Source organism: Micromonospora siamensis (genome assembly GCF_900090305.1).
GTDB lineage: Bacteria > Actinomycetota > Actinomycetes > Mycobacteriales > Micromonosporaceae > Micromonospora > Micromonospora siamensis.
Window position 1 is genome coordinate 2,112,477 of record NZ_LT607751.1, and the last position, 25,489, is coordinate 2,137,965.

Sequence of the window (25,489 nt, forward strand, 5' to 3'; positions counted from 1 at the left end):
TCCCGCGGGTACGCTGGGACGTCCCCCTGTCGACAGAGGACACCGATGACCAGACTCGCCGGACTCGACCTGCGTAGAGGTCGCCACGTCGTCCACTCCTCCTCGCTCACCGTCGACGGCCTGTGGATCGCCAACGGCGTCTTCGAGCTCCTCGACGACTCGCCGGGGGACAAGGAGCTGGGCGCGGCGGTGCGCCGGATGCTGGACGCCTCCCGCGACGGCGTACCCACCCCGGACCTGCGCGGCGGGCCGTCCCTGTTCGCCCCGGTGCTGGACGCGCTCGGGCTGCGCTCCTGGGCCACGTACGCCAAGGGCGCCGTGCACGTCGACGTCGAGCAGGACGGCGAGGACGTGCTGGTCAGCCCGACCCGTAACGGCGGCCGGGAGGGGTTCGTCGGCCTGACCGAGCAGTCGGTGCGGCTGGCCGCCCCGGACGACGAGGAGCTGGGCGTGGCGCTGCGGGCCGCGCTCGGCCGGTCGAGCTGAGCCGATGGACGGCGAACCGCGGCTCAGCCGGCGCACGATGCTCGCCGGTGGGGCCCTCGCCATGGCCGCGTCCGCGCTGGCCGCCTGCTCGGCGAGCGCCCGTACGCCGGTCCGGCCGGCGGCGCCGGACCCGTCCGCCGGCCTGCCGGACATCCAGTTCGACGTGGCCCGCTACAGCGCTCCCGAGCGCAGCTCGCCGACCGGCGGGCCGTTCGTCATGCCACCGGTGCACACCGTCTACCTGACCGCCGCGCTCTCCCGCGCCCCGGGCCGTGACGACCAGCGGGAGCTGCACCGGGTGCTGGCCGCCCTGGAGGCCGGGTACCCGTTCGGCGCCGCCGGCCTGATGACCTTCGTGTCGTACGGGCTGCCGTACTTCCGCCGGCTGCCCGGCGGGCTCACCGGTGACCTGGTCGACGCGCACCTGCCGAAGCTGCTCGCCGACCCCGCCCGGTCGGTGCTGGAGGAGGCGGTGCCGGGGCCCACCGACGTCCACCCGGACAACCCGGGGGTGGCCAAGAAGCGGTTCACCGTGCCGGTGCGGATCGAGCAGAACGACCTGCTCTTCACCTTCCGCAGTGACCGGGCGGCGGTGATCCAGGACGTGCTGGCCTGGTTCGACGGCAGCGGCAGCCTCGCCGGCCGGCCGACGCCCTCGCCGGGCTTCGCGGGCCTGCTCACCGTCACCTCCAGCCGGCACATGTTCACCCAGGTCGGCCTGCCCCGTTCGGTCGCCGAGCAGAACCGGCTGCCGTACGCCCGGTTCATCCAGCCCGACTCGCCGATGTGGATGGGCTTCTCGGACCAGCAGGTCAACGCCTCCGGCCCGCCGGCGATCTGCACCTTCGCCGGCAACGCGTCGGCCCGGTTGACCACCGCCCGGCCCGGCGACTACCTGGACAACGGCGGCGTGCAGCACCTGTCGCACGTCATCCTCGACATGCTCCAGTTCTACGACATGGCCGACGCGGACACCCCGCCCAGCGCGAACGGCAACTTCACCAAGCGGGTGCAGTACATGTTCCACGCCCCGCCGGTGCACCCGGGCAACGCCGACCAGTTGACCGACGGCGGCGGCCCGTCCTTCCTGCCGGCGGAGAACCGCGGCCCGGCGTACGCGGAGCGGACGGCGCGGGGGATCGGCCTGCCCCCGGGTGAGCGGCGGATGGGGCACCTCTCCACCCTCCAACGCACCTCGCGGGCCGCCGACGGCACCCCGATGCACCTGCGGGTGGACGGCCCGGGCTTCGACGCGATGGACGTCCCGGACGGCAGCAGCCAGCCGAAGCTGCACTTCAGCATCTTCGTGCCGACCGCCGACTTCTTCACCCGGATGCGGCGCAGCCAGGCCGCGGTGGACCTGGCGCGCAAGCACCGGGTGGCGGAGCAGGACAACGGCCTGGAACGCTTCCTGACCTGCACCCGTCGGCAGAACTTCCTGGTGCCGCCCCGGCGGAACCGGGCGTTCCCGCTGGCGGAGCTGGCCGGTTGAGTCGGTCCTCAGTCGAGCAGGTGGTCGTGGAGGGCGGCCAGTTGGGCGTCGGTCACGCCGGCGTGGCGCAGGTAGCCCTCCGCCGAGCCGTACCCGGTGCGCAGCTCGGTGAGGAAGAGCCGCATCGCCTCCTCCGGTGAGGCCAGGAACGGGCGGGGCAGCTCCGCGGCGTCCGGCATGGTGGCGGCGATCCAGGCGCTGAACCGGGCGGACGCCTCGGTGCTCAGCGCGTAGTCGGCGGCGATGTCGTCGTCGGAGACACCGAGCACCGCCAGGGTCAGCGCGCACACCACCCCGGTGCGGTCCTTCCCGGCGAGGCAGTGCACCACCACCGGTGCGTTGGCGCTGTCGGCGATCAGCCCGACCGCCTCGGCCAGTCCGGCGGTGCCGGTGCGGGCGAGCCCGGCGTACCGGTCGGCCAGCCAGCGCGCGACGCTCTGCTCCTCGGGGTGCGGGATCTGCGACCAGTCGTCGTGCTCCGGGTGGATGTGCCGGTAGCTCAGGCCGGGCAGCTCGGGCACCCGGCCGTCCCGCTCGACCTCGCGGGGCCGGCGCAGGTCGATCACGGTGCGGACGCCGAGGGCGGTGAAGGCCGCCCGGTCGGCGTCGTCGAGGCGGTGCGGGGAGTCCGAGCGGTAGAGCCGGCCGTACCGGACGGTGCGGCCGTCGTGGCCGGTCGGCCCGCCGACGTCGCGGAAGTTGAACATGGTGGTGAAGGGGCTGGGTCGGTTGGCCTCGGTGGCGTCCACCCCGGACACGGTAGACGGCCGGTGGGAAGACTTCCCACCGGCCGTCTCACTTCGCCGCGCTGTGCGCGGGCGGTACGGGTGTCAGACCCGGCCCTGAGTGTCCGGCGGCAGCGCCGAGTAGTTCTCGCCGTAGTAGCCGCCGAGCTTCTCCCGGTAGGCCGGGTCGGTGTGGGTGTTCTCGTCGTACTCCGGGGCGGCCTTGATCTGGTCCTTGTCCCGGTCGACGTAGACCTTGTTCTCGTCGTGGTCGACACGGTTGACCGTGCCGGCCGGCAGCAGGACCTTCTTGCCGAAGATCCACGGCCCGGTGTCGACGACCAGGTAGCTGTCGTCCACGTCGTGGCTGGCCCGGTCGATCTTGCCGATGTGGCCGTCGGTCGCCTCGACCTTGTAGCCGACCAGGTCGGCGCCGGCGACACCGGCCTCGTCCCGGTAGCGCCACGGGTCGAACGCGCCGCCCGGCGTGCCGGTGGTGTAGCCGGCCGGGTCACCGTCGACGGTGGAGCCGGTGACGGTGTTCGGGTTCTGCGGGTCGAGCCTGTCCATGGGAAACTCCTGCCTCGACTGTCATAGTCGTTATGGGAGAAAAGCTCATGTCGTGTCCGGATAAGTGGTACCCGGCTCGGCCGCTTTCTACACCCGTACCCGAAAAAACGACGACGGGCCGGCGCCGCGGTCGCGGCGCCGGCCCGTCGGGGCGTACGCCTCAGGCCAGTGCGGCCCGGGCGTCCAGGGCCACCGCGGCGGCGTGCACGACGGCCGCGATCCGCAGCGCCTCGTGCACCTGCTCACGGGTGAAGCCCGCGGCGCGCAGTGCCTTCTCGTGCGACTCCAGGCACACCCCGCAGCCGGTGATCGCCGAGACGGCGAGGCACCAGAGCTCGAAGTCGCCCTTGTCGACACCGGGCCGGGCGATGATCTGCATCCGCAGCCGGGCCGGCATCGAAGCGTACTGCTCGTCGCCGATCAGGTGCTTGGCCCGGTAGTAGACGTTGTTCATCGCCATGATCGTGGCGGCGCCCTTGGCTGCCTCGACCGCCTCCGGCGTCAGGTGGGAGGCCGCCTCCTCGGCGATCTCCCGCAGCAGCTCGCCGTTGCGGGCCGAGACGGCACAGGCCAGCGCCGTGCCCCAGGCCTGCTCCGGCTTGAGCGTCGAGGTGCCGACGGTCGAGCCGAGGTTGAGCTTGATGTCCTTGGCGTACTCGGGCAGCGCCGCCTTGACCGCGTCCAGACCCATGGTCAGGCCCCGGCGCCGGCGAGCAGCTTGGTGGCGTCCAGGGTGTCGCCACCGGAGTTCCAGTTGCACGGGCAGAGCTCGTCGGTCTGCAGGGCGTCGAGCACCCGCAGCACCTCGGAGACGTTGCGGCCGACGGAGCCGGCGGTGACCATGGCGAACTGGATCTCATTGTTCGGGTCGACGATGAAGGTGGCCCGCTGGGCGACGCCGTCGGAGCCGAGCACGCCGCACGCCTCGGTCAGCTCGCGCTTGATGTCGCTGAGCATCGGGAACGGCAGGTCGCGCAGGTCCGGGTGGTCCTTGCGCCACGCGTAGTGGACGAACTCGTTGTCCACCGACACGCCCAGCACCTGGGCGTCGCGGTCGGCGAACTCGCCGTTGAGCCGGCCGAACTCGGCGATCTCCGTCGGGCAGATGAAGGTGAAGTCCTTCGGCCAGAAGAAGACCACCCGCCACTGGCCCTCGTGGGACTTGTGGTTGATCGTCTCGAACGCCTTGTCGGCGTCGAGCGACACGCAGGCGGTGAGTTCGTACTCGGGGAAGCGGTCACCGACGGTGAGCACAGGTCCTCCTTGACAGTGGCTCGTCAGCGGCGCGAGGCCGATAACTGGATCGGTTCCAGATACTTCCGCAGCGCTCCTCGTGCCTGCTCGGCTCCCGGACCACTTGTGAAGTCGATCACCAGCGCCGGGCTCCCGGGCCGGAGCGGGCGCGGCGGGGTTGATGACGACGCTGGGTGACTATCCCGCGATGTGGATTGCCGCTCCCAAAACCAGCGGGGCGGTGGCAGACTACGAATCGTGACCAGCACCGTACTGATTAGCCCCTGACGCGCCGGCATCCTCCCCCTCGCCGAGCGCGTAGACCTCCCGCATCCGCTGGAGGTCTTTTTGTTTGCTCCGCACCGCCCCGACGAACCCGCACCGAAGACAGAAGGGACCCCCATGACCTTCCAGGTGTACGACACCACGCTGCGCGACGGCGCGCAGCGCGAAGGGCTCAGCTACTCCGTCGTCGACAAGCTGGCCGTCGCCCAGCTGCTCGACGAGTTCGGGGTGGGCTTCATCGAGGGGGGCTGGCCCGGGGCGGTACCCAAGGACACCGAGTTCTTCCGCCGGGCCCGCAAGGAACTCGACCTGCGCCACGCGGTCTTCGCCGCGTTCGGGGCCACCCGCCGGGCCGGGGTCGCGGTGGACGCCGACCCGCAGGTGCGCGGCCTGCTCGACGCCGAGACCCCGGTGGTCACCCTGGTCGCCAAGGCCGACCTGCGGCACGTCGAACGGGCCCTGCGGACCACCCCGGCCGAGAACCTGGCGATGATCCGCGACACGGTGGCCCACCTGGTCCGCCACGACCGGCGGGTCTTCGTCGACGGCGAGCACTTCTTCGACGGCTACCGGCACGACCCGGCCTACGGCGCCACCGTGGTGGAGACCGCCCTCGCCGCCGGCGCCGAACGCTTCGTGCTCTGCGACACCAACGGCGGCATGCTCCCCTCCCAGGTCACCGCCGTCATCGCCGACCTCACCGCGCGGACCGGCGTGGCGCCGGAACTGCTCGGCATGCACGCCCAGAACGACACCGCCTGCGCCGTGGCCAACACCATCGCCGCCGTCGAGGCCGGGGTCCGGCACGTCCAGGGCACCGCCAACGGGTACGGCGAGCGGCCGGGCAACGCCGACATCTTCGCTGTGGTCGGCAACCTCCAGCTCAAGCTCGGGCTGCCCGTCCTACCGGCCGGGTGCCTGGAGCAGATGGTGCGGGTCTCGCACGCCATCGCCGAGATCGCCAACATCGTCCCCGACACCCACCAGGCGTACGCCGGGGCCGCCGCCTTCGCCCACAAGGCGGGGCTGCACGCGAGCGCGATCAAGGTCGACCCGTTGCTCTACAACCACGTCGACCCGTCGGTGGTGGGCAACGACATGCGGATCCTGGTCACCGAGATGGCCGGCCGGGCCAGCGTCGAGCTGAAGAGCCGCGAGCTTGGCCTGGACCTGGCCGGCCATCCGGAGGCGCTGTCGAAGGTGACCGGCCGGGTCAAGGAGCTGGAGGCGGACGGCTGGTCCTTCGAGGCCGCCGACGCCTCCTTCGAGCTGCTGGTCCGCTCGGAGCTGCCCGGCGGGGCGGCCCCCCGGCCGTTCGCCCTGGAGTCGTACCGGGTGCAGGTGGAGCACCGGGAGGACGGCGCGGTGGTCTCCGAGGCCACCGTCAAGATCCGGGTACGCGGCGAGCGGGTGATCGCCACCGCCGAGGGGAACGGCCCGATCAACGCCCTCGACGAGGCGCTGCGGGTCGGGCTGTCCCGGCACTACCCGGAGCTGCTGAGCTTCGAACTGGCCGACTACAAGGTGCGGATCCTGGAGGGCAGCCACGGCACCGGGGCGGTGACCCGGGTGCTGGTGGAGACCGTGGACGGGGCCGGCAACGACTGGACCACCGTCGGGGTGCACCCGAACGTGGTCGAGGCATCCTGGCACGCCCTGGTCGACGCGCTCACCTACGGCCTCGCCCGCACCCGGGTGTAGGAGCGGCGGGGCGGCTCAGCCGGTGGGCAGGCGCAGCTCGGCGAGGACCGCCCGGTGGTCGCTGCCGGGCAACCCGTGCACGTCGACCGCGCGTACCGCGATGCGGCGGTCGACCAGCACGTGGTCGATGGTGACCGGCGGGATCGGGTCGCCGTCGTACGGGCCCCAGGTGCCGACCAGGCCGGCGCCCACCGCGTCGGCGGCGTCGGCGTACCCGGTGTCGAGCAGGGCGCGCAGCGGCGCGTGGTCGAGGGTTGCGTTGAAGTCGCCGGCCAGGATGCGCAGCGGTCCGTCCGGGGTGGCCGGTGGCTGCCCGGCCAGGTCGGTGCGCCAGTCGTCGACCACCGACACCGACCAGGGCGCCGCCGGGTGGGCCGACTCGACCCGGACCGGTGGCGCCCCGGGCGCGGCGATGGTGGCCGACGCCTGGGTGAAGTTGAAGCCCCGGTTGCGGCGTACCTGGGGATCGGAGAGCGGGAACCGGCTGTAGAGCCCCGAGCCGGTGGTGCCGACCTCGGGGTTGAGCTGCCGGTGGGGGAGCAGCGCGCCGAGGCCGGCCCGGTCCAGGCCCGCCGCGGCGCCCGGGGTGAACTCCTGCACCACCAGCACGTCGACCCGGTGGCGGCGGACCAGGCCGACCAGCTCGCCGGGGTCGGCGTCGCCGTGCAGCAGGTTGGCGGTGAGCAGCCGTACCGTCGGGCCGTGGGCCGCCGGCTGCCCGGCGGGCAGCGCGCGGGGGGCGACGACGGCGACCAGCGCGGCCGCGCTGACCCCCGCGACGACCGCCGGCCACCGGCGCCGCAGGGCGAGCGCCGCCACCAGCGCCAGCAGGCTCCATCCCGCGACGTACGGCGTGAAGGCCACCGCCTGCACCAGCGGCCCCCGCTCCAGCCCCGGCAGGCGGACCGCCGCCCAGCCGACCCCGGGCGCGACGGCCAGCCAGCACAGGGCCGCCGCGGTCCGGCGGGCGGTGACGGTACGCGCAGCAGTGGCCGCAATCATGCCGATCACCGTATCCGCCCGCCCCTCAGCCCACTGCCCCGAAAACAATTCGTGAATGCCTCAGCGGTGACCTCTCACGATTTCCTCACCCCATTTAAGGGCTTGATCATCTATTGACGTGTCGCATTTTTCGGTGTTACGTTCCACCTGTTCGCAGCTCCTCATGCTCATCGGATTCGCTGGTCAGAGCGGGCCTTGGCGCGCTGTGGTGCAGTGTCCGAGAGGCTGCTGACGACAATTCTCCAGAGTAATCAGATCGTGTTGTCCACGCTGTTGCGCCGCAGTTTTTCCGACCCGCCACACGCGGTTCGGCCACATCATCTCGGCAACTCGAGGGAGACCTGCCATGGCCACATTCCTGTCCCGCAACGCGCCGGCGGCGGCCGTCGCCGCCCTGACGCTCACCCTGGCGGGCGGCGGGATCGCCGCCGCCCGGGGCCCCGCCGACCGGCCGGCGGACCGCGTGCACCGGGTCGTCGTGCAACCGCCGGTCAGCGCGGAGGACGTCCGGACCGCGAAGGCCGCGCTGGCCTCCGCCGAGATGAGCACCATGGCCACCAGCCCCGGCACCGTCGCGTGGGCGGTGGTCAGCGCCAACGGCACCCTGCTGCGCGGTTCACCCGAGGTCTTCTCGGCGAAGCGGTACAGCACCGGGCAGTACCAGATCATCTTCCGCTACACCGTCTCCGGCAAGGGTTACGGCGCGACCGTCGGGACCACCGACCAGTACAACGTCCCGCCGCCCGGCGAGGCCGCCGTCGCTCCCCGCAACGGCACGGTGAACGCCGTCTTCGTGGCGACCTACAGCTCGTCGGGCGCCCTCGCCGACAAGCCCTTCCATCTGGTGGTATTCAACTGACCCCTCCCGGTGGGCGTCGGCCCCCGGTCCCCGGTGCGGGGCCGGCGCCCACCGGCACCCCACCGTGGCCGCCCCGAGCGTGAACGCTCGCCCGGGCGGCGCTCGGACGTGTCATTCGTCCCCACCCGGCGCGGACGTCGGCCTTCGGCACCGGCCGGGCGGTTCGTGCCCGATTCCCGCCCACCGGCCCCGTCCGGGCCGGACAATCCCACGTTTGTCGCCGTCCTTCGCGGGAAGCAAGCACCGTGACGGACATCTCGGACACCCTGGCCGGCCTGCCCAGCCCGGCCGCGGCCGACGCGGCCGGTGCGGACCTGGAACAGACCCTCCTCGAGGTCAAACGCGTGATCGTCGGGCAGGACCGGCTCGTCGAGCGCCTGCTCACCGCCCTCGTCGCCAACGGGCACTGCCTGCTGGAGGGGGTGCCCGGCGTGGCCAAGACGCTCGCCGCGCAGACCCTCGCCACCGTGGTCGGCGGCACGTTCTCCCGGATCCAGTTCACCCCGGACCTGGTTCCCTCCGACATCGTCGGCACCCGCATCTACCGGGCGTCCCAGGAGAGCTTCGACATCGAGCTCGGTCCGATCATGGCGAACCTGGTGCTGGCCGACGAGATCAACCGTGCGCCGGCGAAGGTGCAGTCCGCGCTGCTGGAGGCGATGGCGGAGCGGCAGGTCTCCATCGGCGGGCGGAGCTGGCCGGTGCCGGAGCCGTTCCTGGTGCTCGCCACCCAGAACCCGATCGAGTCCGAGGGCGTCTACCAACTGCCGGAGGCGCAGCGGGACCGGTTCCTCATGAAGATCACCGTGGACTACCCGAGCGACGCGGACGAGCTGACCATCCTCTACCGGATGAGCAGCGACCGACCCACCCCGCGTACGGTGCTCGACCCACACCGGCTGCGGGACCTGCAACGCAGCGCCGAGGGGGTCTTCGTCCACCACGCGATCGCCGAGTACGTCGTCCGGCTCATCCTGGCCACCCGCGACCCCGGCCGGTTCGGCCTGGCCGACATGGCCGCCCAACTGGCGTACGGGGCCAGCCCCCGGGCCACCCTGGGCCTGGTCGCGGCGGCCCGGGCCCAGGCCCTGCTGCGCGGCCGGGAGTACGTCACCCCGGAGGACGTCCGGGAACTCGCCGTCGACGTGCTGGCCCACCGGCTGGTGCTCACCTTCGACGCGGTGGCCGACGGGGTGGCCGCCGAGGCCGTGGTCCGCCGGCTGGTCGAGGCGGTGCCACCGCCCCGGGTCGCCGCGCAGCCCGAGTACCCGGCCGACCTGGCGGCGGCATGAGGCGCCGACCGGCGCCCGCCCCACCCGCCGGGCCCGGCCTGGGTGCGCTCACCCCGGACCAGCGGCTGCGTCGGCTGGAACTGACCGTCACCCGCCGGTTGGACGGACTGCTGCACGGCCAGCACCGGGGCCTGCTCCCCGGCCCGGGCAGCGAGGCCGCCGGCAGCCGTGAATACCGCCCGGGGGAGGACGAGGTACGCCGGATGGACTGGGCGGTCACCGCCCGCACCGCCGTCCCGCACGTACGCGAGGTCGACGCCGACCGGGAACTCACCACCTGGCTGCTGGTGGACGCCAGCCCCAGCATGGAGTTCGGCACCGCAGAGCTGGACAAGCGGGAGCTGGCGGTGGCGGCGGTCGCCGCGGTCGGCTTCCTCACCGCCGGCACCGGCAACCGGCTCGGCGCCCAGGTGCTCGGCCCGACCGGGCTGCGCCGGTTTCCGGCCCGCGGTGGACGTACCCATCTGCTGGGGTTGTTGCGCGCCCTGCTCGACGCGCCCCGCGCCGGCGACCGGCCGGGAGCCGACGGCCGGCCCACGGTCGCGGGCGGCCCGGTGGGCGCGGCCCCGTCCGGGCTGGCCGAGGCGCTCACCGCCGTGCAGCGGGTGGCGCTTCGACGTGGCCTGGTCGTCCTGGTCTCGGACTTCCTCGACGACCTGCCCGACGACCCGGCCGCCGCGGCGCCCTGGGAACCGGCGCTGCGCCGGCTCGCCGCCCGCCACCAGGTGCTCGCCGTCGAGGTGACCGACCCCCGGGAGTGGGAGCTGCCGGATGTCGGCCTGATCACCCTCGCCGACCCGGAGACCGGCCGCCGGCGCGAGGTCTGGACCGGCGATCCGGGGCTGCGCCAGCGGTTCGCCGACGCCGCGACGGCCCAACGCGACCAGGTACGCCAGCTGCTGCGCCGGTGCGGGGCGACCCACCTGGCGCTGCGTACCGACCGGGACTGGGCGGCCGACATCGTCCGGCACGTGCACGCCCAGCGCCGGCTCGCCGCCGCGCCGGTCGGGGTGGCCCGGGGAGGTGCCGCGTGACCTGGCAGTCACCCGTACGCCTGTGGCTGCTGCTCGGCGTGGCGGCCCTCACGGTCGGCTACCTGGTCGCCCAGCGCCGCCGCAGCCGGTACGCGGTCCGGTTCACCAACCTGCGGCTGCTGGACCGGGTCGCGCCGCACCGCCCGGGCTGGCGGCGGCACCTGCCGGCCGGCCTCTTCCTGGCCATGCTCGCCCTGCTGGTGGTCGGTTTCGCCCGGCCCAGCGCCGAGGTGCGGGTGCCCCGGGAGCGGGCCACCGTCATGGTCGCGGTGGACGTCTCCACCTCGATGCTCGCCACCGACGTGGAGCCCGACCGGCTCGGCGCGGCCCGGGACGCGGCCCGGCGGTTCGTCGACGGGCTGCCCGACGAGTTCAACGTGGGGCTGGTGGCGTTCGCCGGCAGCGCCGCCGTGGTGGTGCCGCCGAGCACCGACCGGGAGGCCCTGCACGAGGGCATCGACCGGCTGGCCGAGGGGATGACCGGGGTGCAGGGCACCGCGATCGGGGAGGCGATCAGCACCTCGCTGGGCGCGGTGAAGAGCATCGACGACAAGGCCGCCAAGCATCCGCCACCGGCCCGGATCATCCTGCTCTCCGACGGCGCCAACACCTCGGGGGCGGACCCGATGGAGGCGGCCTCCTCGGCGGTGGCGGCCAAGGTGCCGGTGCACGCCATCTCGTTCGGCACGCCGACCGGGTTCGTGGACCGGGGCGGCCGGGCGATCCAGGTGCCGGTGGACGGGCAGACCCTCAAGGCGGTCGCCGAGCAGACCGGTGGCGGCTTCCACGAGGCCACCACCCGGCAGGAGCTGCGGGCCGTCTACGACGACATCGGCAGCTCGGTCGGCTACCGCACCGAGCGGCAGGACGTCTCCGCCCGGTTCATCGGGCTCGGGCTGGTCTTCGCCATGGGCGCCGCCGCCGGATCGATGCGCTGGTTCTCCCGGCTGCCCTGAGGCGGCGCCGCGACCCGTACCGAACACGTGAGGAGCGATGCATGGCCGTGCAGACCGGACTGGGCGAGCCCCGCGGCCCCTGGTTCATCTCCCCGGAGCTGGACCCGGACGGGCGGACCGTCCCGGGCGGGCCGGGGCCGGCGGGTGGGCCGGGCCGTCGGTGGCGCCGGCCGGGGCGGCTGATGACCGCGCTGACGGTGGTGGCGCTCTCCACCGTCTCGGGCGCCGTGGCCGGCGGCTGGGTGGCCGGGCGGGACGGTCCGGCCGGTCCGGCCGCCGCCTCCGCCGCGCCGGTGCCGGCGGAGCTGGTCACCGCCGCGCAGAAGACCGTGCCCGGGGTGGTGTCGGTGATGGTGGGTGGAGCGGGCGGCGCCTCGGCCACCGGGTCCGGCTTCGCCATCGACGACGAGCAGCACATCGTCACCAACGACCACATCCTGGCGAAGGGGGGCGGCGGCGCGGTGACCGTGGAGATGCCCGACGGGCGCCGGTTCACCGCCCAGGTGGTGGGCCGGGAGCCGGCCAGCGACCTGGCCGTGCTCAAGGTGCCCGCCTCCGCCGGGCTGTCCCCGCTGCCGCTGGCCAAGCCCAACACCACCCGGGTCGGTGAGCCGGTGCTCGCGGTCGGCTCCCCGCTCGGATTGGCCGGGACCGTCACCGCCGGCATCGTCAGCGCGTTGAACCGTCAGGTACGGCTCGGCGCCGGGCGGCACAGCGCTGTCCAGACCGACGCCTCGATCAACCCCGGCAACTCGGGCGGGCCGCTGGTCAACGCCCGCGGCGAGGTGGTCGGGGTGAACACCGCGATCGCCACGATCGACGGCAGCGGCTCGATCGGGATCGGTTTCGCCATCCCGATCGACCAGGTCCGGCAGACCGCCGACATCATCATCGGCAAGGGCGGCTGACCTGCGAAGATCCATTGTGGGAGCTGGGCGAACGGGATAACTGTCAGATATCTGGCATAAGCCCATCGGGCCATGGAAATATTACGCTGAGTATGGATAACTCACGGGGATGGAACGGTCCCTGATGGCAATCCTGCTGGCGGTCGGCTTGCTGGTCGGCGGAGTGATGGGTGCGGCCTACGCGCGGGCCAGACGCGGCTGGGCCGACTACCAGAACACGAAGAAGAGCGTCCCGGGCCTGCGCCGGTTGGCCTGGCTGCTGATCCGGCTGGCGGCCACGAAGATCGGCATCGTGGCCCTGCTCCTGGTCGGCGCCGTCGCGTACGCCGCCGCCGGGCCCGACCACGAACAGGCCGGGCCGACGCCCAGCCCCACCCCGAGCCCGTCCGCCACGCCCGCCCACCGCACCGGGCGCTAGCCTCAGGAGGTGGACGGCGGACTGCGGGTGAGTGATCGGCTTGTCGTACCCGCCGCCGAGCTGCGGGAACGCTTCTCCCGCTCGTCCGGGCCCGGCGGGCAGGGGGTCAACACCGCCGACTCGCGGGTCGAGTTGAGCTTCGATCTGGCCGGCTCGCCGAGCGTTCCCGAGTCGCTACGGGCGCGGGCGCTGGAGCGGCTCGCCGGCCGGCTCGTCGACGGGGTGCTGACCATCGCCGCCAGTGAGCACCGGGCGCAGCTGGCCAACCGGGAAGCCGCCCGCGAACGGCTGGCGGCGCTGCTCCGCGAGGCGATCGCCCCGCCGCCCAAGGCCCGCCGGCCCACCCGACCCTCCCGGGGCGCCAAGGAGCGCCGGCTCGCCGACAAGAAACGGCAGTCCCAGCGCAAGCGCGACCGCCGGGTGGACGGCGACTGAGGGCGGGGCGACAGCTGACCGGGGCCGGTCAGAGTCGGTCGATCGCCGCCAACAGGCGACCGCGCAGCCCGGCCGCCCGCTCGGCGAAACCACGCTGGGCCGTCGCGTACTCGGCCCGTCCCTCCGCCGTCTCCACCCTCACCGGCGGATGGCCGAGCGCGGCCAGGTCGTACGGGCTGGCCCGCATGTCCAGCGTCCGGATCTCCCGGGCCAGCTCGAAACAGTCGGCGACCAGCTCGCTCGGCACCAGCGGGGAGAGCTTGTACGACCACTTGTAGAGGTCCATGTTGGCGTGTAGGCACCCCGGCTGCTCCAGCGCGTGCTGGGTCTCCCGGGTCGGGGTGAGCAGGTTCAGCGGCCGGGCCGGCGCGGTGAAGAACCGGTACGCGTCGAAGTGGCTGCACCGCACGCCGCGCTCCCGCACCACCTCCGCCGTCCGCTCCGGCGTCAGCCGCAACGGCCAGGCGTTGTGCCGGACCTCCTCCTGGGTCTGCCGGTAGACCATCGCCCACTCGTGCATCCCGAAACAGCCCAGGTGGGCGGGGCGGGACGCGGTCGCGGCGAGCAGGTCCCGGATCCAGCTCAGCGACTCGGCGCGGCGTTCGCGTACCCGATCGGTGTCGAGGGTGACCCCGGCGGCGTCGGCGCGGTAGTCCCGGCCGAACTCGCCCGGTTCGGCGTCGCGCAGCGTCACCCCGGCGCCGGGGTGCCAGCGGCGCAGCTGGGCGGGGCGGTGCGAGTAGTAGGTGAAGAGGAAGTCCTCCACCGGGTGCCTGCCGCCGACCCGCCGGCGGGCCAGGTGCGGGGCGAGCCAGGCGTCCATCCGGCGCTCGTGCGCCGCCCGCCGGGCCCGCCAGTCCGCCGCGTCGAGCACGGTGGCGGGGGCGAGGGCGGCGGTCACCGGACCAGGGTACGACCGCCGCCCCGCCCCCGGTCAGGGCACGTCCACCCGGACCCCGGCGGAGAACACCCCGCTGCGCAGTTCGAGCTGTCTGGGCGCGTCCGTGCCGTTGACGGTGAAGACCAGTGGCAGCACCTTCCGGCTGCCCGCCGCCACCGGCTCGGCGAAGACGTCCCGCCCCTGGTTGGCGGCCCGGGTGGCCGCCTCGTCGGCACTGACCCAGGTGCCGCCCGGCAGGTAGGCCCGCTGGAGCTGGCCGTGCCAGGTCTGCTGTTCGGGCGTGAGGTTGCGCACGCCGACCGTGGCCTGGCACTCCCGGTCGCTGACCGCCGTCGCCGCGGCGGCGCAGGCCACCCGGTAGACGGTGAACTCGAACGCGGTCTCCCGCAGCGGCGCCCCGATCGGCCCGTTGACCGTCTGTCCCACCCAGGCGCCGCTGGTCGGCTGCTTCTGGGTGTCGATGGCGGCCACCCGCTGGGTGGCGGTCCAGGCAGCCGCGCCGACCACTCCGGCGAGGACCGCCGCGGCCACCCCGACCGCCAGCCAGACCGGCGGGGTGCGCCGCCGCCGGGACGGACCGGGCGCCGCCGGTTGCGGATAGACGCTGCCCCGCACCGGTACGCCGGAGTACAGGGGCGTCCCGGGGCCACCGGCCGGCGCGGACCGGGCCGGGCCGGCCGGGGGGTACCCCGACCCCGGCGAGGCGGTGGCGCGACGGCGACGTCCGCGCTGCCACCACCAGAGCGCACCGGCCGTGATCACCAGCGCCGCGGTCAGGGCGGCGAGCAGCACCGGGGTACGCCGCCAGGTCGGCGCGGGCGTCACCGACGCCGCCGGCACCGTACCGCCCGACCAGGTCGCCGTGGCGCAGTCGTACGGCTGGCTGCCGTCCTCGCTCAGGGCGCAGGCCGGTGCGGTGACCGCCCGGCCCGGCGGCGGGATGGAGAGCGCGGTGTGCAGGGTGGTGGTGCTCCGCGCGGGCAGGGTGAGCTGCCAGGTGATCTCACCGGGCGTGGCCCGCCCGGCCGCCCGGGTCGCCGTTCCGCCGGCGGTGACCGTGGTGGCCCGGGTGCCGTCGGGCACCTCCTGGCGCACGGTGGCCGGCACCGGCGTACCGCTGGCGTTGCGCACGTCGATCCGGTAGCCCGGCGCGGGCGTCCGGGCCGGGCTCACCGCCACGGTGACGGCTCCCGGCGCGATGGCCCGGACCAGCGGCCGGGACGGCGGGCTCGCCGTTCCGGAGCGGTTCGCCCGGGGCGCGGCCGAGCCGGCCGGAGCCGCGGGCCCGGTGGGAACGGCGGCCCCGGTGGGCACCGTCGGATCGGTCGCCGCCGCCGCGGGCCCGCCCGGCACCGGCCCGCCCGGTGCGGGCGCGTTGGGCGCCGGTCCGCCCGGCTCGGGCGCCGCCGGTGCGGCCGGAGCGGCGCCGCCGGGGGCCGGCGCGGCGCCGCCGGGGGCCGGCGCGGCCGGTTCCGGGGCGGGTGGCTCCGGCGCGGGCACGGCGGCCGCGACGGGCGCGGCGTGCGGCGCGGGATGGTGGACCGCCGGTACGGCGGCGAGGACGCCCAGGCAGTTGACCAGCACTGCGAGGGCCCTGTGGTGTCGTCTCGATGCAGGCATACGAACGAACCTCCGGAGCCGACGCTAGGGGCGCGGTCACGTCGAGCGGGTACGAAGTCGCGATTCCCACCCCTGCCGCCGACGGGTGACGTAGGGTGCCTCGGCTCCGACCCGCCCGCCCGTGCCGTCGCCGGGAGCTACATTGAGCTGGTGCGTATCGCTCGTTTTGCTCATGCCAAGGGAATGTCGTTCGGGGTCGTCGAGGGGGAGCCGGAGGCCGGCCCGCAGGGGCTGACCATCGCCGAGATCGAGGGTCACCCGTTCGGCTCGATCCAGTTCAGCGGCGCGCGGTGGGCGCTGTCGGACGTCCGGCTGCTCTCGCCGATCCTGCCCAGCAAGGTGGTCTGCGTCGGCCGCAACTACGCCGAGCACGCCGCGGAACACGGCAGTGAGGTGCCGAAGGAGCCGCTGCTGTTCCTGAAACCGTCCACCTCGGTGATCGGCCCCCGGGACGCCATCCGGCTGCCGGTCTTCTCCAAGCAGGTCGAGCACGAGGCCGAGCTCGCCGTCGTGATCGGCGCCCCGGGCGCCCGCCGCGCCGACCGGGCCGCCGCCGAGCGGGCCATCTTCGGCTACACCTGCGCCAACGACGTGACCGCGCGGGACCTCCAGCGCTCCGACGGGCAGTGGACCCGGGCCAAGGGCTTCGACTCGTTCTGCCCGATCGGCCCGTGGATCACCACCGGGCTGGACGTGCGGGACCTGGAGATCCGCTGCGAGGTGGGTCGCAACCCGGAGGAGATGGAGGTACGCCAGCTGGGTCGCACGAAGGACATGGTCTTCGACGTGCCGGCCCTGGTGTCGTACATCTCCCACGTGATGACGTTGCTCCCGGGCGACGTGGTGCTGACCGGCACGCCGGCAGGGGTTAGCCCGCTCGCCGACGGGGATACGGTCAGCGTCCGCATCGAGGGCATCGGGGAACTGACCAACCCGGTGGTCCCGGTCGCATGACCCGCATCGGGCCCTGAACCCGCAGGTCAGGGGTAGTTTCGGGGGCCCGATTTGGCCTCGGCGGCGCCGGGAGGGTAATGTTTCTTCCCGGCACCGCAAGGCGCCGATGGGGTATGGGGTAATTGGCAGCCCGACTGATTCTGGTTCAGTTAGTCTAGGTTCGAGTCCTGGTACCCCAGCGCTGCCGAGGGTCGCGAGATCCTCTGGCCGCTGGATTCTTCCGAGTTCAGCTCCGGCCTCCGCGAGGGGTCGGAGTTGTTCTCTGATAGAGTGCAGCTTCCCTGCCCGCGAGGGTCGGGGAGCAACGAAAGTTCTGGCCCCGTCGTCTAGCGGCCCAGGACGCCGCCCTCTCAAGGCGGTAGCGCCGGTTCGAATCCGGTCGGGGCTACAGCGCGAAGCCCGTCCCACCTCGGTGGGGCGGGCTTTTTCGTGTCCCGGTTCGGTGCTGCGCCGGCCGGTCTTCGCGCGTCCCGGCGTCCTGTCGTGCGGGCCCACCCCCGCCGCAGGGGAGCCATCGGATTCCGATAGACTACTGCCGCACCGCTCGCCAGGGCGGTGATGCAGCAAAAGTTCTGGCCCCGTCGTCTAGCGGCCCAGGACGCCGCCCTCTCAAGGCGGTAGCGCCGGTTCGAATCCGGTCGGGGCTACATCTGCGACGAGCCCGTCCCACTTCGGTGGGGCGGGCTCGTCGCTTTTTTGCACTGCGGTCCGGCGCCGCAGGCCGGCCCGTGCGGCCGGCGACCTGCGGTCGGTCTGGCGCCTCGCTGTCGAGGCTCCGGCACGGCGTGCCGGGCACCGAGCGAACCGGCTGCGCCCGGTCCGTCCGGCGGTGCCGGCGGATCCGGCCCCGGCCGACCGTCCGGTGGCGCGGGTCAGAGGCCGGAGAGGCGCTGACCGGCGCGGACGATGGCCATCGCGTGGCGCTCGCCCGGGCGGCGACCGAGGCGTTCGATCGGGCCGGAGATGCTGATCGCGGCGATGACGCGGCCGGTGCGGTCCCGAATCGGGGCGGAGACGCTGGCCACCCCGGCCTCCCGTTCCGCGACGCTCTGCGCCCAGCCCCGACGGCGCACCTCGGCGAGGGTGCGGCCGGTGAACTTGGAGCGGGGGAGCAGCGGCATGACCGCCTCGGGGGGCTCCCAGGCCAGCAGGATCTGTGCCCCGGAACCCGCCGTCATGGGCAGCACGGAGCCCACCGGGACGGTGTCCCGCAGGCCGCTGGCCCGTTCGGCGGCGGCCACGCAGATCCGCTCGTCGGCCCGGCGCAGGTAGAGCTGCGCGCTCTCGCCGGTGGCGTCCCGGAGCGCGGCCAGCAGCGGTTCGGCCGCCGTCAGCAGCACGTCGGGCGCGGCGTTGGCGAGCTCACCCAGGCGCGGGCCCGGACGCCATCGGCCCTGGGTGTCCCGGACGAGCATGCGATGGATCTCCAGCGCCTGGGCCAACCGGTGCGCGGTGGCCCGGGGCAGCTTGGTGCGCTCGACGAGTTCGGCCAGGCTGGCGCCGTCGACGCAGGCGGCCAGGATGACCACCGCCTTGTCGAGTACGCCCACGCCACTCATGCTGTGTCCCACGAGCCGAAACATACCTCCCAGAATCTAGGATGTCCAGATCGTGGGAGCCGCGTCACGCTCGGTTCGACCGCCCGCCGGTGGCGGCGCCCGGCCGCTGCCGCACCGGATCGACGCATCCTGTCGCTCCATCATGGACCATCGAACCCGTTCCGCGTCCACCGGCGAAGCCCTCGCCGCGGCCACCGCCCGGCGACCGATCCCATTTGCGAACGGCGATGAAGAGTATTCGTCTGCATGATTCCCGGTGCTGCTGCGGGGGCCGGAACCATTTACCCGTACGGCTCTTGGGAACCCGTCGCCACGGGCCGGCCACGCGACATTGGACCTGCCGTACGCGCTGCCGCCGCCAGGCCCCGCCCCACCGGACCCCGTACGCCTGACTGGGCCTCGGTTTTCGCCCCTGCTCGGCGGCCTGCGTGGGTGAATCCCTTGAGACACAAGGGCTTTTTTCCACCGAATGTTTGTGTCCCGGCAGCGCAGGGCATACCGTGCGCGCAGAATGGCTCGCGTCGAGTCAGTTGCACAATCGGGAGGAAGTCGTGAACAAGGCCGAGCTCATCGAGGCGCTCGCCGTTCGCCTGGGGGACCGGAAAACGGCGACGGCCGCGCTCGACGCGGTTCTCGCTGAGGTCCAGGCGGCGGTCACCAAGGGCGAGAAGGTGGCGATCACCGGATTCGGAGCGTTCGAAAAGCGTGTCCGGGGCGCCCGAACAGCGCGCAACCCGCGGACCGGCGAGGCGGTGAAGGTCAAGAAGACCTCCGTCCCGACGTTCCGCCCGGGGGCCGGTTTCAAGGAGATGGTGGCCAGCGGCAAGGTGGCGAAGGCCGCCGCGCCGGCCAAGAAGACCACCACCGCGGCGGCGAAGACCACCGGCACCAAGGCGACCGGGGCGAAGGCCACCGGCGCCAAGGCCACGGGTGCGAAGGCGACCGGCGCGAAGGCGACCGGAGCGAAGGCCACCGGCGCGAAGGCGACGGCGGCGAAGAAGACCACCACCGCCAAGGCGACGGCGGCGAAGAAGACCACCGCCGCCACCAAGAAGACCACGGCGGCCAAGGCGACCAAGACCACGGCCACCAAGAAGGCCACGCCGGCGAAGAGCGCCGCGAAGTCCACCGCGGCGAAGAAGACCACCGCTGCGGCCAGCCGCAGCACGGCGGCCAAGAAGGCCCCGGCGAAGAAGGCTCCGGCCAAGAAGGCAGCGACCAAGCGCTGACCGCGTCCGGGTCCGAGGGCGTCCACCGTCACGGTGGGCGCCCTCAGCCCTGTCCCGGCCCGTGACCCGACGGCGCCGGTCAGAGCCGGTCGGCGCCGACCAGCCGCTGCCCCGCGAAGGCCAGCAGCCACCCCCCGCCCTTCGGCGTGGTGAAGTCGTCCGCCCGGCCGGTCAGCAGTTCCAACGCACCCGGGATCACCTTGCCCTGGCTGCACACCCCGACCGGCTCACCCGCGCCGCCCAGCTCGGCCAGGCGGGCCGCCACGGCCAACCGGCACTCGTCGGGCTGCTGACCGGGCTCCGGCTCGTCCAGGTCGCCCAGCACCTCGATCGGCAGGTCGAGCAGCGCCGCCGCCGGATCGAGGGTCTGCCGGCAACGCCGGGGGGAGGCGGAGAGCAGGCGTACCGGGCGGACCACGGCGACCAGCGGAGCCAGCCGGCGGGCCTGCACCTGCCCGGTGGCGTCCAGCGGCCGGCCGGTGTCCGGCCCCGACCAGGTCGCCCGCTTGCCGGCCTGGGCGTGCCGGACCAGCACCACGGCGCCGGTCACCGGGGCCAGCGCGGCGAACGTGGCCAGCACCTCCGCGTCGTGCGGATAGCTGACCAGGCGCACGGCGTCGTCGACCGGGAGCCAGCGGACGTCGTCCACCTCGGTGCCCGGCTGGAAACCGCCCTCGCCGACGGCCCGCATCGACCAGTAGTCGACCGTCTTGGGTAGTCCCTCGCTGCGGTAGCCCACGGTGGGCAGGCGCACCTGCGGCACCGCCCGCACGTCGGTCTCCTCGGCGACCTCGCGGACGGCGGCCAGCAGCGGGTGCTCACCCCGCTCCAGCTTCCCCTTCGGCAGCGACCAGTCGCCGTAGCGGGGGCGGTGCACCAGACACACCTGCACGCCGTCGTCGGTCGGGCGCCAGACCACGCCGCCGGCGGCGTGGATGCGGGTCACGGCAGCCATCGGGTCCGGCTCCTGCGGCCGGCCCGCCGCCAGGCCGCCGGGAAGTCGGTGCGGGCCCGGCGTACCGATCCGCGTTCCCGTTCCAGCAAACGCCCCGCGGCCACGGCCAGGCCGTGGCCGTCCGGGTGTTCGGCCGCCAGCGCCACCCAGGTCCGGCCGGCCACCGCCGCGTCCTGGTGCTCGCCGAGCAGGTCCTGCACCCGGGCCAGCGCCCGGCCCAGCTTGCGGGCGTCCGCGCCGGCCACCGGCGCCACCGCCCTGACGGCGTACCGGGCCTGCTTGGCGGCCTTGCGGACCGCGTGCCACTCGTCGTCCGGGCCGTCCGGGGCCAGCGCCGGGGCCTGCTCGGTCAGCGTCCGCCACGGCTTGGCGACCAGCTTCGGCAGCGCCTTGCGTGCCGGCCGGGCCGCCCGGGCCCGCAGCCGGGGCTCCCCGGCGGCCGACACCAGCGCGTCGACCAGCGCCAGGTAGCGCGGGGACCGCAGGGCCGTGTCCACGGCGGCCAGCGCCGCCTCCTGGCGGGCCGCGAGGGCCGCGTCCAGGGCGTCCACCGGCTCCGGCGGCACCGGGCAGGTGGGGTCGGCCGAGGCGGTACGCCGAAGCCGCTCCCGCAGCACCTCGGCGTCCCGGGCCGCACCGAGCACCTCGCCCAGCCACGTCAGCTCGGCGCGCAGCGGCCGGACCTGCTCCCGTTCCAGCAGCCGGCGGAACGTCCGCAGGGCGCTGCGGAGCCGCCGGCAGCCCACCCGCATCTTGTGTACGGCGCTGTCGTCGTCGCCGACCGGGGCACGCAGCCGCACCAGCGGGTCGTTCGCCAGGATCCGGGCCACCCCGTCGCGGACCGCCTCGACGGCCACCTCCCCGGCGGTCGGCACCGCCGGCAACCCGGCCGGGGCCACCAGATCGGCGGGCTCCTGCGCCCGTGGGCCGAGCGCGCGGACGTGCTTGGGGACGAACGCCCCGCCCCGCGCCCCGGCGCCCTCCAGCGCCGCACCCACGTCGTCGAGCAGTGCCCGGTCACCGGCCTTGCGTTCCACCTCCAGCTCGCGGAACGCGTCGGTGGTCCGCCCCGCGGCGTCGAGCACCGTCACCCGGTCGTCGACCACCTCGGCCAGTACCGCGCCGTCGCGCCCGCACACCTCGTACGCGTCCCGCACGGTTCGCACCACCGCCACCGGACCCAGCGCGGCGCCCCGGGCGTGCACGGTGACCAGAGCGGCCAGCTCGGCCGGCGGCTCACCGGGCGGGCCGGGTCGGGAGATCTCGTGCCGCACCCCCTGGGCGCCGGTCGGCAGCTTCACCGTCCACGGCAGCGCGTCACCCTCCCGGTGCCGCAGCGAGACACCGGCCCGGGCCAGCCGCAGGTCCGCGGTGTCGACGTAGCTCGCGACCAGGGTCACCGGTGGCACGGTCCGCACCGCGCCGCCGGCGGGCGCCACGGGGGACAGGTCCGGCAGCACGAAGTCGTCGGCCACCTCGTACTTGCGTTCCTCCTCGACCATCACGCCACCCTATGGCCGCTCAGCCGGCCGTGCCGCCGACGCGGCGCAGCAGCGTCTCCTGCAGGTGCACCAGGGGCGTGTCGGTGCCGGTACGCCGGGTCCAGCTGCCGTCGGCGGCCAGCTCGAACGCGTCCACCTCCGGGCTCATCGCGCAGGTCAGCACGTGGTCCAGTTCGGCCCGGGCGACCGGGTCGCTGACCTGCACCAGCGCCTCCACCCGGCGGTCCAGGTTGCGGTGCATCAGGTCCGCCGAGCCCATCCAGAACTCGGCCTCCCCGTTGTTGCCGAACCGGAAGACACGCGAGTGTTCCAGGAACCGGCCGAGGATGGACCGGACCCGGATGTTCTCCGACAGGCCCGGTACGCCGGGACGCAGCGTGCACATCCCGCGGATGATCAGGTCGACGTGCACGCCGGCCCGGGAGGCCCGGTACAGCGCGTCGGTGATCTCCTCGTCGACCAGCGCGTTCACCTTGAACTGCACCAGCCCCGGCATGCCGAGGCGGACGTGGGCGATCTCCCGTTCGATCCGCTCGATCAGGCCGCTGCGGATGCCCTGCGGCGCCACCAGCAACCGCCGGTACGCGGTCTGCCGGCTGTAGCCGGTGAGCACGTTGAACAGGTCGGTCAGGTCGGCGCCGATCTCCGGGTCGGCGGTGAGCATGCCGAAGTCCTCGTACAGCCGGGCCGTCTTCGGGTGGTAGTTGCCGGTGCCGATGTGGCAGTACCGCCGGATCTGGTTGCCCTCCTGGCGTACCACCAGGGCGGTCTTGCAGTGCGTCTTCAACCCGACCAGGCCGTAGACGACGTGGCAGCCGGCGCGTTCCAGGGTGCGCGCCCAGCCGATGTTGGCCACCTCGTCGAAGCGGGCCTTCAGCTCCACCAGCACCACCACCTGCTTGCCGGCGGCGGCCGCGTCGACCAGCGCGTCGACGATCGGGGAGTCGCCGCTGGTCCGGTAGAGGGTCTGCTTGATGGCCAGCACGTTCGGGTCGGCGGCGGCCTGCTCGACGAAGCGCTGCACGCTGGTCGCGAACGAGTGGTACGGGTGGTGCACCAGCACGTCGCCGTCGCGCAGGGTGGCGAAGACGCTGCGCGGCACCTCGCCCTCGGTGAGCCGGGGGTGGGTGGCCGGTACGAACGGCGGGTCCTTGAGGTCGGGGCGGTCGGCCTCGCCGTACACCTGCCACAGCGCGGAGAGGTCGAGCAGGCCGCGGACCCGCAGCACGTCGTGGCTGTCCATGTCCAGCTCGCGGACCAGCAGCTCCAGCATGTGGTCGGAGATGGAGGCGGCGACCTCGAGGCGTACCGGCGGTCCGAAGCGGCGGCGGGCCAGCTCCCGTTCCAGAGCCTGGAGCAGGTCCTCGTCGCGGTCCTCGTCGACCTCCACCTCGGCGTTGCGGGTGACCCGGAACAGGTGGCACTCGACCACCTGCATGCCGGAGAAGAGCTGCCCCAGGTGCACCGAGATCAGGTCCTCCACCGGCAGGAACCGCACCCCGGGCCGTTCCCGGTCCACCCGGACGAACCGCGGCACGTTGTTGGGCACCTTCACCCGGGCGAACAGCTCCGACCCGCCGCCCGGGTCGCGGACCGCCACGGCCAGGTTCAACGACCGCCCGGAGATGTACGGGAACGGGTGCGCCGGGTCCACGGCGAGGGGGGTGAGCACCGGGAAGATGTGTTCGCGGAAGTAGGTGCGCAGCCGTTCCCGTTCGGCGGCGTCCAGCTCGGTCCAGCGGACGATCCGGATGTCCTCGGCGGCGAGCTTGGGCAGCACGTCGTCGACGAAGCAGCTGGCGTGCCGGGTGACCAGGTCGGCGGCCTTCTCGGAGATCAGTTCCAGCTGGTTGCGCAGCGGCATCCGGTCGCCGCCGCGCACCGGCAGGCCGGCGGAGAGCCGGCGCTTCAGCCCGGCGACCCGGACCATGTAGAACTCGTCGAGGTTGCTGGCGAAGATGGCCAGGAACTTCGCCCGCTCCAGCAGCGGCGTGCGCGGGTCCTCGGCCAGCGCCAGCACCCGGGCGTTGAAGTCGAGCCAGGACAGCTCGCGGTTGAGGAACCGGTCGGCGGGCAGCGGATCGGCGGCCGGTGGCGCGTCGGTCGGCGCGGCCGGGTCGAGGACCTCTTCCAGGCCGGCCGAGTCGGCGGCGCCGGCTTGCAGCCCGGCCAGGTCGGCGGCGCCCCCGGGCGGGGCTCCGGCCGGCTCGGCGGAGACCGCCGGGTGCGGTGGCCGGCTGAACCGGCCGCCGGGGCCGCGGCGGCGGGCGCCGTTGCGAGACTGCGCGGGCTGCGGTCGGTCGGTGGGGGACGGCTGGCTGGCGGGGTCCTTGCGAGGGGTGCTCACCAGCCCATAATCACCCGATCCGGGTTAACGCAAAATGAACTTGGGCCGGGATCACGCCATCGTCGGCAGGGTGACCCGGACCACCTCGCCCTGCGCGTCGACGTCCACCCGCACCCGCTGGCCCAGGCGCAGCAGCCGCAGGCCCGAGGCGTCGAAGGCCCGGGCGGGGAACGGCAGCTCGGTGCCGTCGTCGAGGAGCAGCAGGCCGCTGCGGCTCTGCGCGTCGTAGGTCGCCACGGTGCCCTGCATGCCAGCACCGTACACCGGTGGGCGGCGGCGGCCGGTGCGCTCAGCCGGCGGGGGCGGCGTCGAGCAGGGCCGCGGTGGCCGGGCCGAGCCCGAGCCGGGCGGCGGCGGCCAGGTCGGCGGCGGTGTCCACGTCGCGGCGCAGCGTCGGCCAGGCCCCGGCCAGCGGCACCGCCCCGCCGGCCGCGTGCGCCGCCGCCGAGCCGACCCCGAAGCGCGGCTCCAGGGGTACGCCCGGCGGCGCGGCCAGCAGTACGGTGCCGGTGCCCGGGGCGTCGGCCACGAACCGGCGTACCCCGGCCGGCCCGTCCTGGGCGGCGGTGAGCGCCTGTGCCAGCTCGGCCGGGCGCAGCGCCGGCAGGTCGGAGGTCAGCCCGGCCACCCACCGCCCGCCGGTGGCCACGGACGCGCCGTGCCGGAACGCGCCGTTCAACCCGCCGCCCGGCGGCTCCGGCACCAGCCGGGCCCCCGCCGCCGCCAGTTCCGCCGCGACCCGGTCGTCGCCGGTGACCACCAGCACCTCGGCGACCGCGGGACAGGCCCGCACCGCGCGGACCGTGTCGGCCGCCAGAGCCAGGGCCAGGTCCTCGTGGGGTACGACCGGCAGGGCGCCCCGCAGCCGGCTCTTCGCCACGTCGAGGCGCTTCACCGGCACCACCACGGTCCAGGTCGGCTGACGCACGGCATCACATCCTGCCAGCCGGCGGCGGTACCCTCACTGGCCGGACCCGGGGCGAGCAGGCATGATTTCCCAGCGGACCACACCGCGGGTGCGGGCGC

Annotated in this window: 25 protein-coding genes and 3 tRNA genes; 15 read left to right on the plus strand and 13 right to left on the minus strand. The window is 74.0% G+C overall.

What is annotated here, in order from left to right; translation table 11 throughout:
* Window positions 1-45 precede the first annotated feature (45 nt).
* Together GA0074704_RS09710 and GA0074704_RS09715 are read left to right on the plus strand one after the other, a co-directional pair.
* Window positions 46-486 carry a hypothetical protein gene (locus tag GA0074704_RS09710; RefSeq protein WP_088970198.1) on the plus strand — a complete coding sequence of 147 codons (441 nt, stop codon included), beginning with the start codon at window positions 46-48 and terminating at the stop codon, window positions 484-486.
* A 4-nt stretch (window positions 487-490) separates the two neighbouring features.
* Window positions 491-1,978 (plus strand): DUF7405 family protein, encoded by a 1,488-nt coding sequence (locus GA0074704_RS09715; protein ID WP_231926803.1) that lies wholly within the window; start codon window positions 491-493, stop codon window positions 1,976-1,978.
* 8 nt (window positions 1,979-1,986) lie between these two features.
* Here the strand turns inward: GA0074704_RS09715 and GA0074704_RS09720 are convergent, their stop codons facing one another.
* The 4 genes from GA0074704_RS09720 to GA0074704_RS09735 all read right to left on the minus strand — a co-directional run bounded on the left by GA0074704_RS09720 (window position 1,987) and on the right by GA0074704_RS09735 (window position 4,527).
* Window positions 1,987-2,685, minus strand: a complete 699-nt coding sequence (locus GA0074704_RS09720; protein ID WP_088973570.1) for a tyrosine-protein phosphatase — start codon at window positions 2,683-2,685, stop codon at window positions 1,987-1,989.
* A gap of 123 nt (window positions 2,686-2,808) precedes the next feature.
* Window positions 2,809-3,273: a PRC-barrel domain-containing protein gene (locus tag GA0074704_RS09725; RefSeq protein WP_088970199.1), complete on the minus strand. Its 465-nt coding sequence runs from the start codon at window positions 3,271-3,273 to the stop codon at window positions 2,809-2,811.
* 160 nt (window positions 3,274-3,433) lie between these two features.
* Window positions 3,434-3,964 carry a carboxymuconolactone decarboxylase family protein gene (locus GA0074704_RS09730; RefSeq protein ID WP_088970200.1) on the minus strand — a complete coding sequence of 177 codons (531 nt, stop codon included), beginning with the start codon at window positions 3,962-3,964 and terminating at the stop codon, window positions 3,434-3,436.
* Window positions 3,965-3,966: 2 nt separating this feature from the next.
* Window positions 3,967-4,527 carry a peroxiredoxin gene (locus GA0074704_RS09735; RefSeq protein ID WP_088970201.1) on the minus strand — a complete coding sequence of 187 codons (561 nt, stop codon included), beginning with the start codon at window positions 4,525-4,527 and terminating at the stop codon, window positions 3,967-3,969.
* Window positions 4,528-4,908: 381 nt separating this feature from the next.
* Here GA0074704_RS09735 and cimA point away from each other — a divergent pair, with 381 nt between their 5' ends.
* On the plus strand, window positions 4,909-6,492 hold the full coding sequence (cimA, locus tag GA0074704_RS09740; protein WP_088970202.1) for a citramalate synthase: 1,584 nt from the start codon (window positions 4,909-4,911) through the stop codon (window positions 6,490-6,492).
* A 15-nt stretch (window positions 6,493-6,507) separates the two neighbouring features.
* Here cimA and GA0074704_RS09745 read toward each other — a convergent pair whose 3' ends face one another.
* Window positions 6,508-7,494 carry an endonuclease/exonuclease/phosphatase family protein gene (locus GA0074704_RS09745; protein ID WP_088973571.1) on the minus strand — a complete coding sequence of 329 codons (987 nt, stop codon included), beginning with the start codon at window positions 7,492-7,494 and terminating at the stop codon, window positions 6,508-6,510.
* Between the two features lie 346 nt (window positions 7,495-7,840).
* Between GA0074704_RS09745 and GA0074704_RS09750 the strand changes: the two genes are divergently transcribed.
* The 7 genes from GA0074704_RS09750 to arfB all read left to right on the plus strand — a co-directional run bounded on the left by GA0074704_RS09750 (window position 7,841) and on the right by arfB (window position 13,396).
* Window positions 7,841-8,353: a hypothetical protein gene (locus GA0074704_RS09750; RefSeq protein WP_088970203.1), complete on the plus strand. Its 513-nt coding sequence runs from the start codon at window positions 7,841-7,843 to the stop codon at window positions 8,351-8,353.
* 245 nt (window positions 8,354-8,598) lie between these two features.
* Window positions 8,599-9,645 carry an AAA family ATPase gene (locus GA0074704_RS09755; RefSeq protein WP_088970204.1) on the plus strand — a complete coding sequence of 349 codons (1,047 nt, stop codon included), beginning with the start codon at window positions 8,599-8,601 and terminating at the stop codon, window positions 9,643-9,645.
* Complete coding sequence (locus GA0074704_RS09760) at window positions 9,642-10,679, plus strand: DUF58 domain-containing protein (protein WP_088970205.1); 1,038 nt, start codon at window positions 9,642-9,644, stop codon at window positions 10,677-10,679. The genes GA0074704_RS09755 and GA0074704_RS09760 overlap by 4 nt, the downstream gene beginning before the upstream one ends.
* Complete coding sequence (locus GA0074704_RS09765) at window positions 10,676-11,635, plus strand: VWA domain-containing protein (protein WP_088970206.1); 960 nt, start codon at window positions 10,676-10,678, stop codon at window positions 11,633-11,635. The genes GA0074704_RS09760 and GA0074704_RS09765 overlap by 4 nt, the downstream gene beginning before the upstream one ends.
* A 41-nt stretch (window positions 11,636-11,676) precedes the next feature.
* Window positions 11,677-12,543: a S1C family serine protease gene (locus GA0074704_RS09770; protein ID WP_088970207.1), complete on the plus strand. Its 867-nt coding sequence runs from the start codon at window positions 11,677-11,679 to the stop codon at window positions 12,541-12,543.
* A gap of 109 nt (window positions 12,544-12,652) precedes the next feature.
* Window positions 12,653-12,961: a hypothetical protein gene (locus GA0074704_RS09775; RefSeq protein ID WP_088970208.1), complete on the plus strand. Its 309-nt coding sequence runs from the start codon at window positions 12,653-12,655 to the stop codon at window positions 12,959-12,961.
* Between the two features lie 9 nt (window positions 12,962-12,970).
* On the plus strand, window positions 12,971-13,396 hold the full coding sequence (arfB, locus tag GA0074704_RS09780) for an alternative ribosome rescue aminoacyl-tRNA hydrolase ArfB (RefSeq protein ID WP_088970209.1): 426 nt from the start codon (window positions 12,971-12,973) through the stop codon (window positions 13,394-13,396).
* Window positions 13,397-13,424: 28 nt separating this feature from the next.
* Here the strand turns inward: arfB and GA0074704_RS09785 are convergent, their stop codons facing one another.
* Both GA0074704_RS09785 and GA0074704_RS09790 read right to left on the minus strand, forming a co-directional pair.
* A complete protein-coding gene (locus GA0074704_RS09785) occupies window positions 13,425-14,297 on the minus strand; it encodes a 3-methyladenine DNA glycosylase (protein ID WP_088970210.1) in 873 nt (290 codons plus the stop codon).
* Between the two features lie 33 nt (window positions 14,298-14,330).
* Complete coding sequence (locus tag GA0074704_RS09790) at window positions 14,331-15,917, minus strand: hypothetical protein (protein ID WP_157743636.1); 1,587 nt, start codon at window positions 15,915-15,917, stop codon at window positions 14,331-14,333.
* Between the two features lie 150 nt (window positions 15,918-16,067).
* Between GA0074704_RS09790 and GA0074704_RS09795 the strand changes: the two genes are divergently transcribed.
* From GA0074704_RS09795 to GA0074704_RS09810, 4 genes are all read left to right on the plus strand, one after another.
* Window positions 16,068-16,871 carry a fumarylacetoacetate hydrolase family protein gene (locus tag GA0074704_RS09795; protein WP_088970211.1) on the plus strand — a complete coding sequence of 268 codons (804 nt, stop codon included), beginning with the start codon at window positions 16,068-16,070 and terminating at the stop codon, window positions 16,869-16,871.
* A gap of 107 nt (window positions 16,872-16,978) precedes the next feature.
* Window positions 16,979-17,050 (plus strand) — tRNA-Gln (locus tag GA0074704_RS09800).
* Between the two features lie 136 nt (window positions 17,051-17,186).
* Window positions 17,187-17,259, plus strand: a tRNA-Glu gene (locus tag GA0074704_RS09805).
* A gap of 186 nt (window positions 17,260-17,445) precedes the next feature.
* Window positions 17,446-17,518: transfer RNA gene (locus GA0074704_RS09810), tRNA-Glu, on the plus strand.
* A 225-nt stretch (window positions 17,519-17,743) separates the two neighbouring features.
* Here the strand turns inward: GA0074704_RS09810 and GA0074704_RS09815 are convergent.
* Entirely contained in the window at window positions 17,744-18,430 is a 687-nt protein-coding gene (locus GA0074704_RS09815; RefSeq protein WP_088970212.1) for an IclR family transcriptional regulator, read from the minus strand.
* Window positions 18,431-18,981: 551 nt separating this feature from the next.
* On the opposite strand from GA0074704_RS09815, the gene GA0074704_RS09820 reads away from it, so the two are divergent.
* The gene (locus tag GA0074704_RS09820) at window positions 18,982-19,659 is read left to right on the plus strand and encodes an HU family DNA-binding protein (protein ID WP_172880884.1); all 678 of its coding nucleotides are present in this window, start codon (window positions 18,982-18,984) and stop codon (window positions 19,657-19,659) included.
* Window positions 19,660-19,738: 79 nt separating this feature from the next.
* Here GA0074704_RS09820 and GA0074704_RS09825 read toward each other — a convergent pair whose 3' ends face one another.
* Genes GA0074704_RS09825 through cofC form a run of 5 tightly spaced genes read right to left on the minus strand, consistent with a single transcriptional unit; the run spans window position 19,739 to window position 25,391 of the window.
* On the minus strand, window positions 19,739-20,614 hold the full coding sequence (locus tag GA0074704_RS09825; protein ID WP_088970214.1) for an NUDIX hydrolase: 876 nt from the start codon (window positions 20,612-20,614) through the stop codon (window positions 19,739-19,741).
* Window positions 20,602-22,116, minus strand: coding sequence for a CYTH and CHAD domain-containing protein (locus GA0074704_RS09830; RefSeq protein WP_088970215.1), 1,515 nt, complete (start codon window positions 22,114-22,116; stop codon window positions 20,602-20,604). Before GA0074704_RS09830 ends, GA0074704_RS09825 begins: the two co-directional genes overlap by 13 nt.
* Window positions 22,117-22,135: 19 nt before the next feature.
* Entirely contained in the window at window positions 22,136-24,463 is a 2,328-nt protein-coding gene (locus GA0074704_RS09835) for an RNA degradosome polyphosphate kinase (protein ID WP_088970216.1), read from the minus strand.
* A 51-nt stretch (window positions 24,464-24,514) separates the two neighbouring features.
* Complete coding sequence (locus tag GA0074704_RS09840; RefSeq protein WP_088970217.1) at window positions 24,515-24,712, minus strand: cold-shock protein; 198 nt, start codon at window positions 24,710-24,712, stop codon at window positions 24,515-24,517.
* Between the two features lie 40 nt (window positions 24,713-24,752).
* A complete protein-coding gene (gene cofC, locus GA0074704_RS09845; protein ID WP_088970218.1) occupies window positions 24,753-25,391 on the minus strand; it encodes a 2-phospho-L-lactate guanylyltransferase in 639 nt (212 codons plus the stop codon).
* Between the last annotated feature and the right edge of the window lie 98 nt (window positions 25,392-25,489).

Bases quoted from the DNA above. Each gene is read 5' to 3' on its own strand.
- GA0074704_RS09710 (WP_088970198.1), top strand. From the start codon at position 46: ATGACCAGACTCGCCGGACTCGACCTGCGTAGAGGTCGCCACGTCGTC.
- GA0074704_RS09715 (WP_231926803.1), top strand. From the start codon at position 491: ATGGACGGCGAACCGCGGCTCAGCCGGCGCACGATGCTCGCCGGTGGG.
- GA0074704_RS09720 (WP_088973570.1), bottom strand. From the start codon at position 2,685: ATGTTCAACTTCCGCGACGTCGGCGGGCCGACCGGCCACGACGGCCGC.
- GA0074704_RS09725 (WP_088970199.1), bottom strand. From the start codon at position 3,273: ATGGACAGGCTCGACCCGCAGAACCCGAACACCGTCACCGGCTCCACC.
- GA0074704_RS09730 (WP_088970200.1), bottom strand. From the start codon at position 3,964: ATGGGTCTGGACGCGGTCAAGGCGGCGCTGCCCGAGTACGCCAAGGAC.
- cimA (WP_088970202.1), top strand. From the start codon at position 4,909: ATGACCTTCCAGGTGTACGACACCACGCTGCGCGACGGCGCGCAGCGC.
- GA0074704_RS09745 (WP_088973571.1), bottom strand. From the start codon at position 7,494: ATGATTGCGGCCACTGCTGCGCGTACCGTCACCGCCCGCCGGACCGCG.
- GA0074704_RS09750 (WP_088970203.1), top strand. From the start codon at position 7,841: ATGGCCACATTCCTGTCCCGCAACGCGCCGGCGGCGGCCGTCGCCGCC.
- GA0074704_RS09760 (WP_088970205.1), top strand. From the start codon at position 9,642: ATGAGGCGCCGACCGGCGCCCGCCCCACCCGCCGGGCCCGGCCTGGGT.
- GA0074704_RS09770 (WP_088970207.1), top strand. From the start codon at position 11,677: ATGGCCGTGCAGACCGGACTGGGCGAGCCCCGCGGCCCCTGGTTCATC.
- GA0074704_RS09775 (WP_088970208.1), top strand. From the start codon at position 12,653: ATGGAACGGTCCCTGATGGCAATCCTGCTGGCGGTCGGCTTGCTGGTC.
- GA0074704_RS09790 (WP_157743636.1), bottom strand. From the start codon at position 15,917: ATGCCTGCATCGAGACGACACCACAGGGCCCTCGCAGTGCTGGTCAAC.
- GA0074704_RS09815 (WP_088970212.1), bottom strand. From the start codon at position 18,430: ATGAGTGGCGTGGGCGTACTCGACAAGGCGGTGGTCATCCTGGCCGCC.
- GA0074704_RS09825 (WP_088970214.1), bottom strand. From the start codon at position 20,614: ATGGCTGCCGTGACCCGCATCCACGCCGCCGGCGGCGTGGTCTGGCGC.
- GA0074704_RS09830 (WP_088970215.1), bottom strand. From the start codon at position 22,116: ATGGTCGAGGAGGAACGCAAGTACGAGGTGGCCGACGACTTCGTGCTG.
- GA0074704_RS09840 (WP_088970217.1), bottom strand. From the start codon at position 24,712: ATGCAGGGCACCGTGGCGACCTACGACGCGCAGAGCCGCAGCGGCCTG.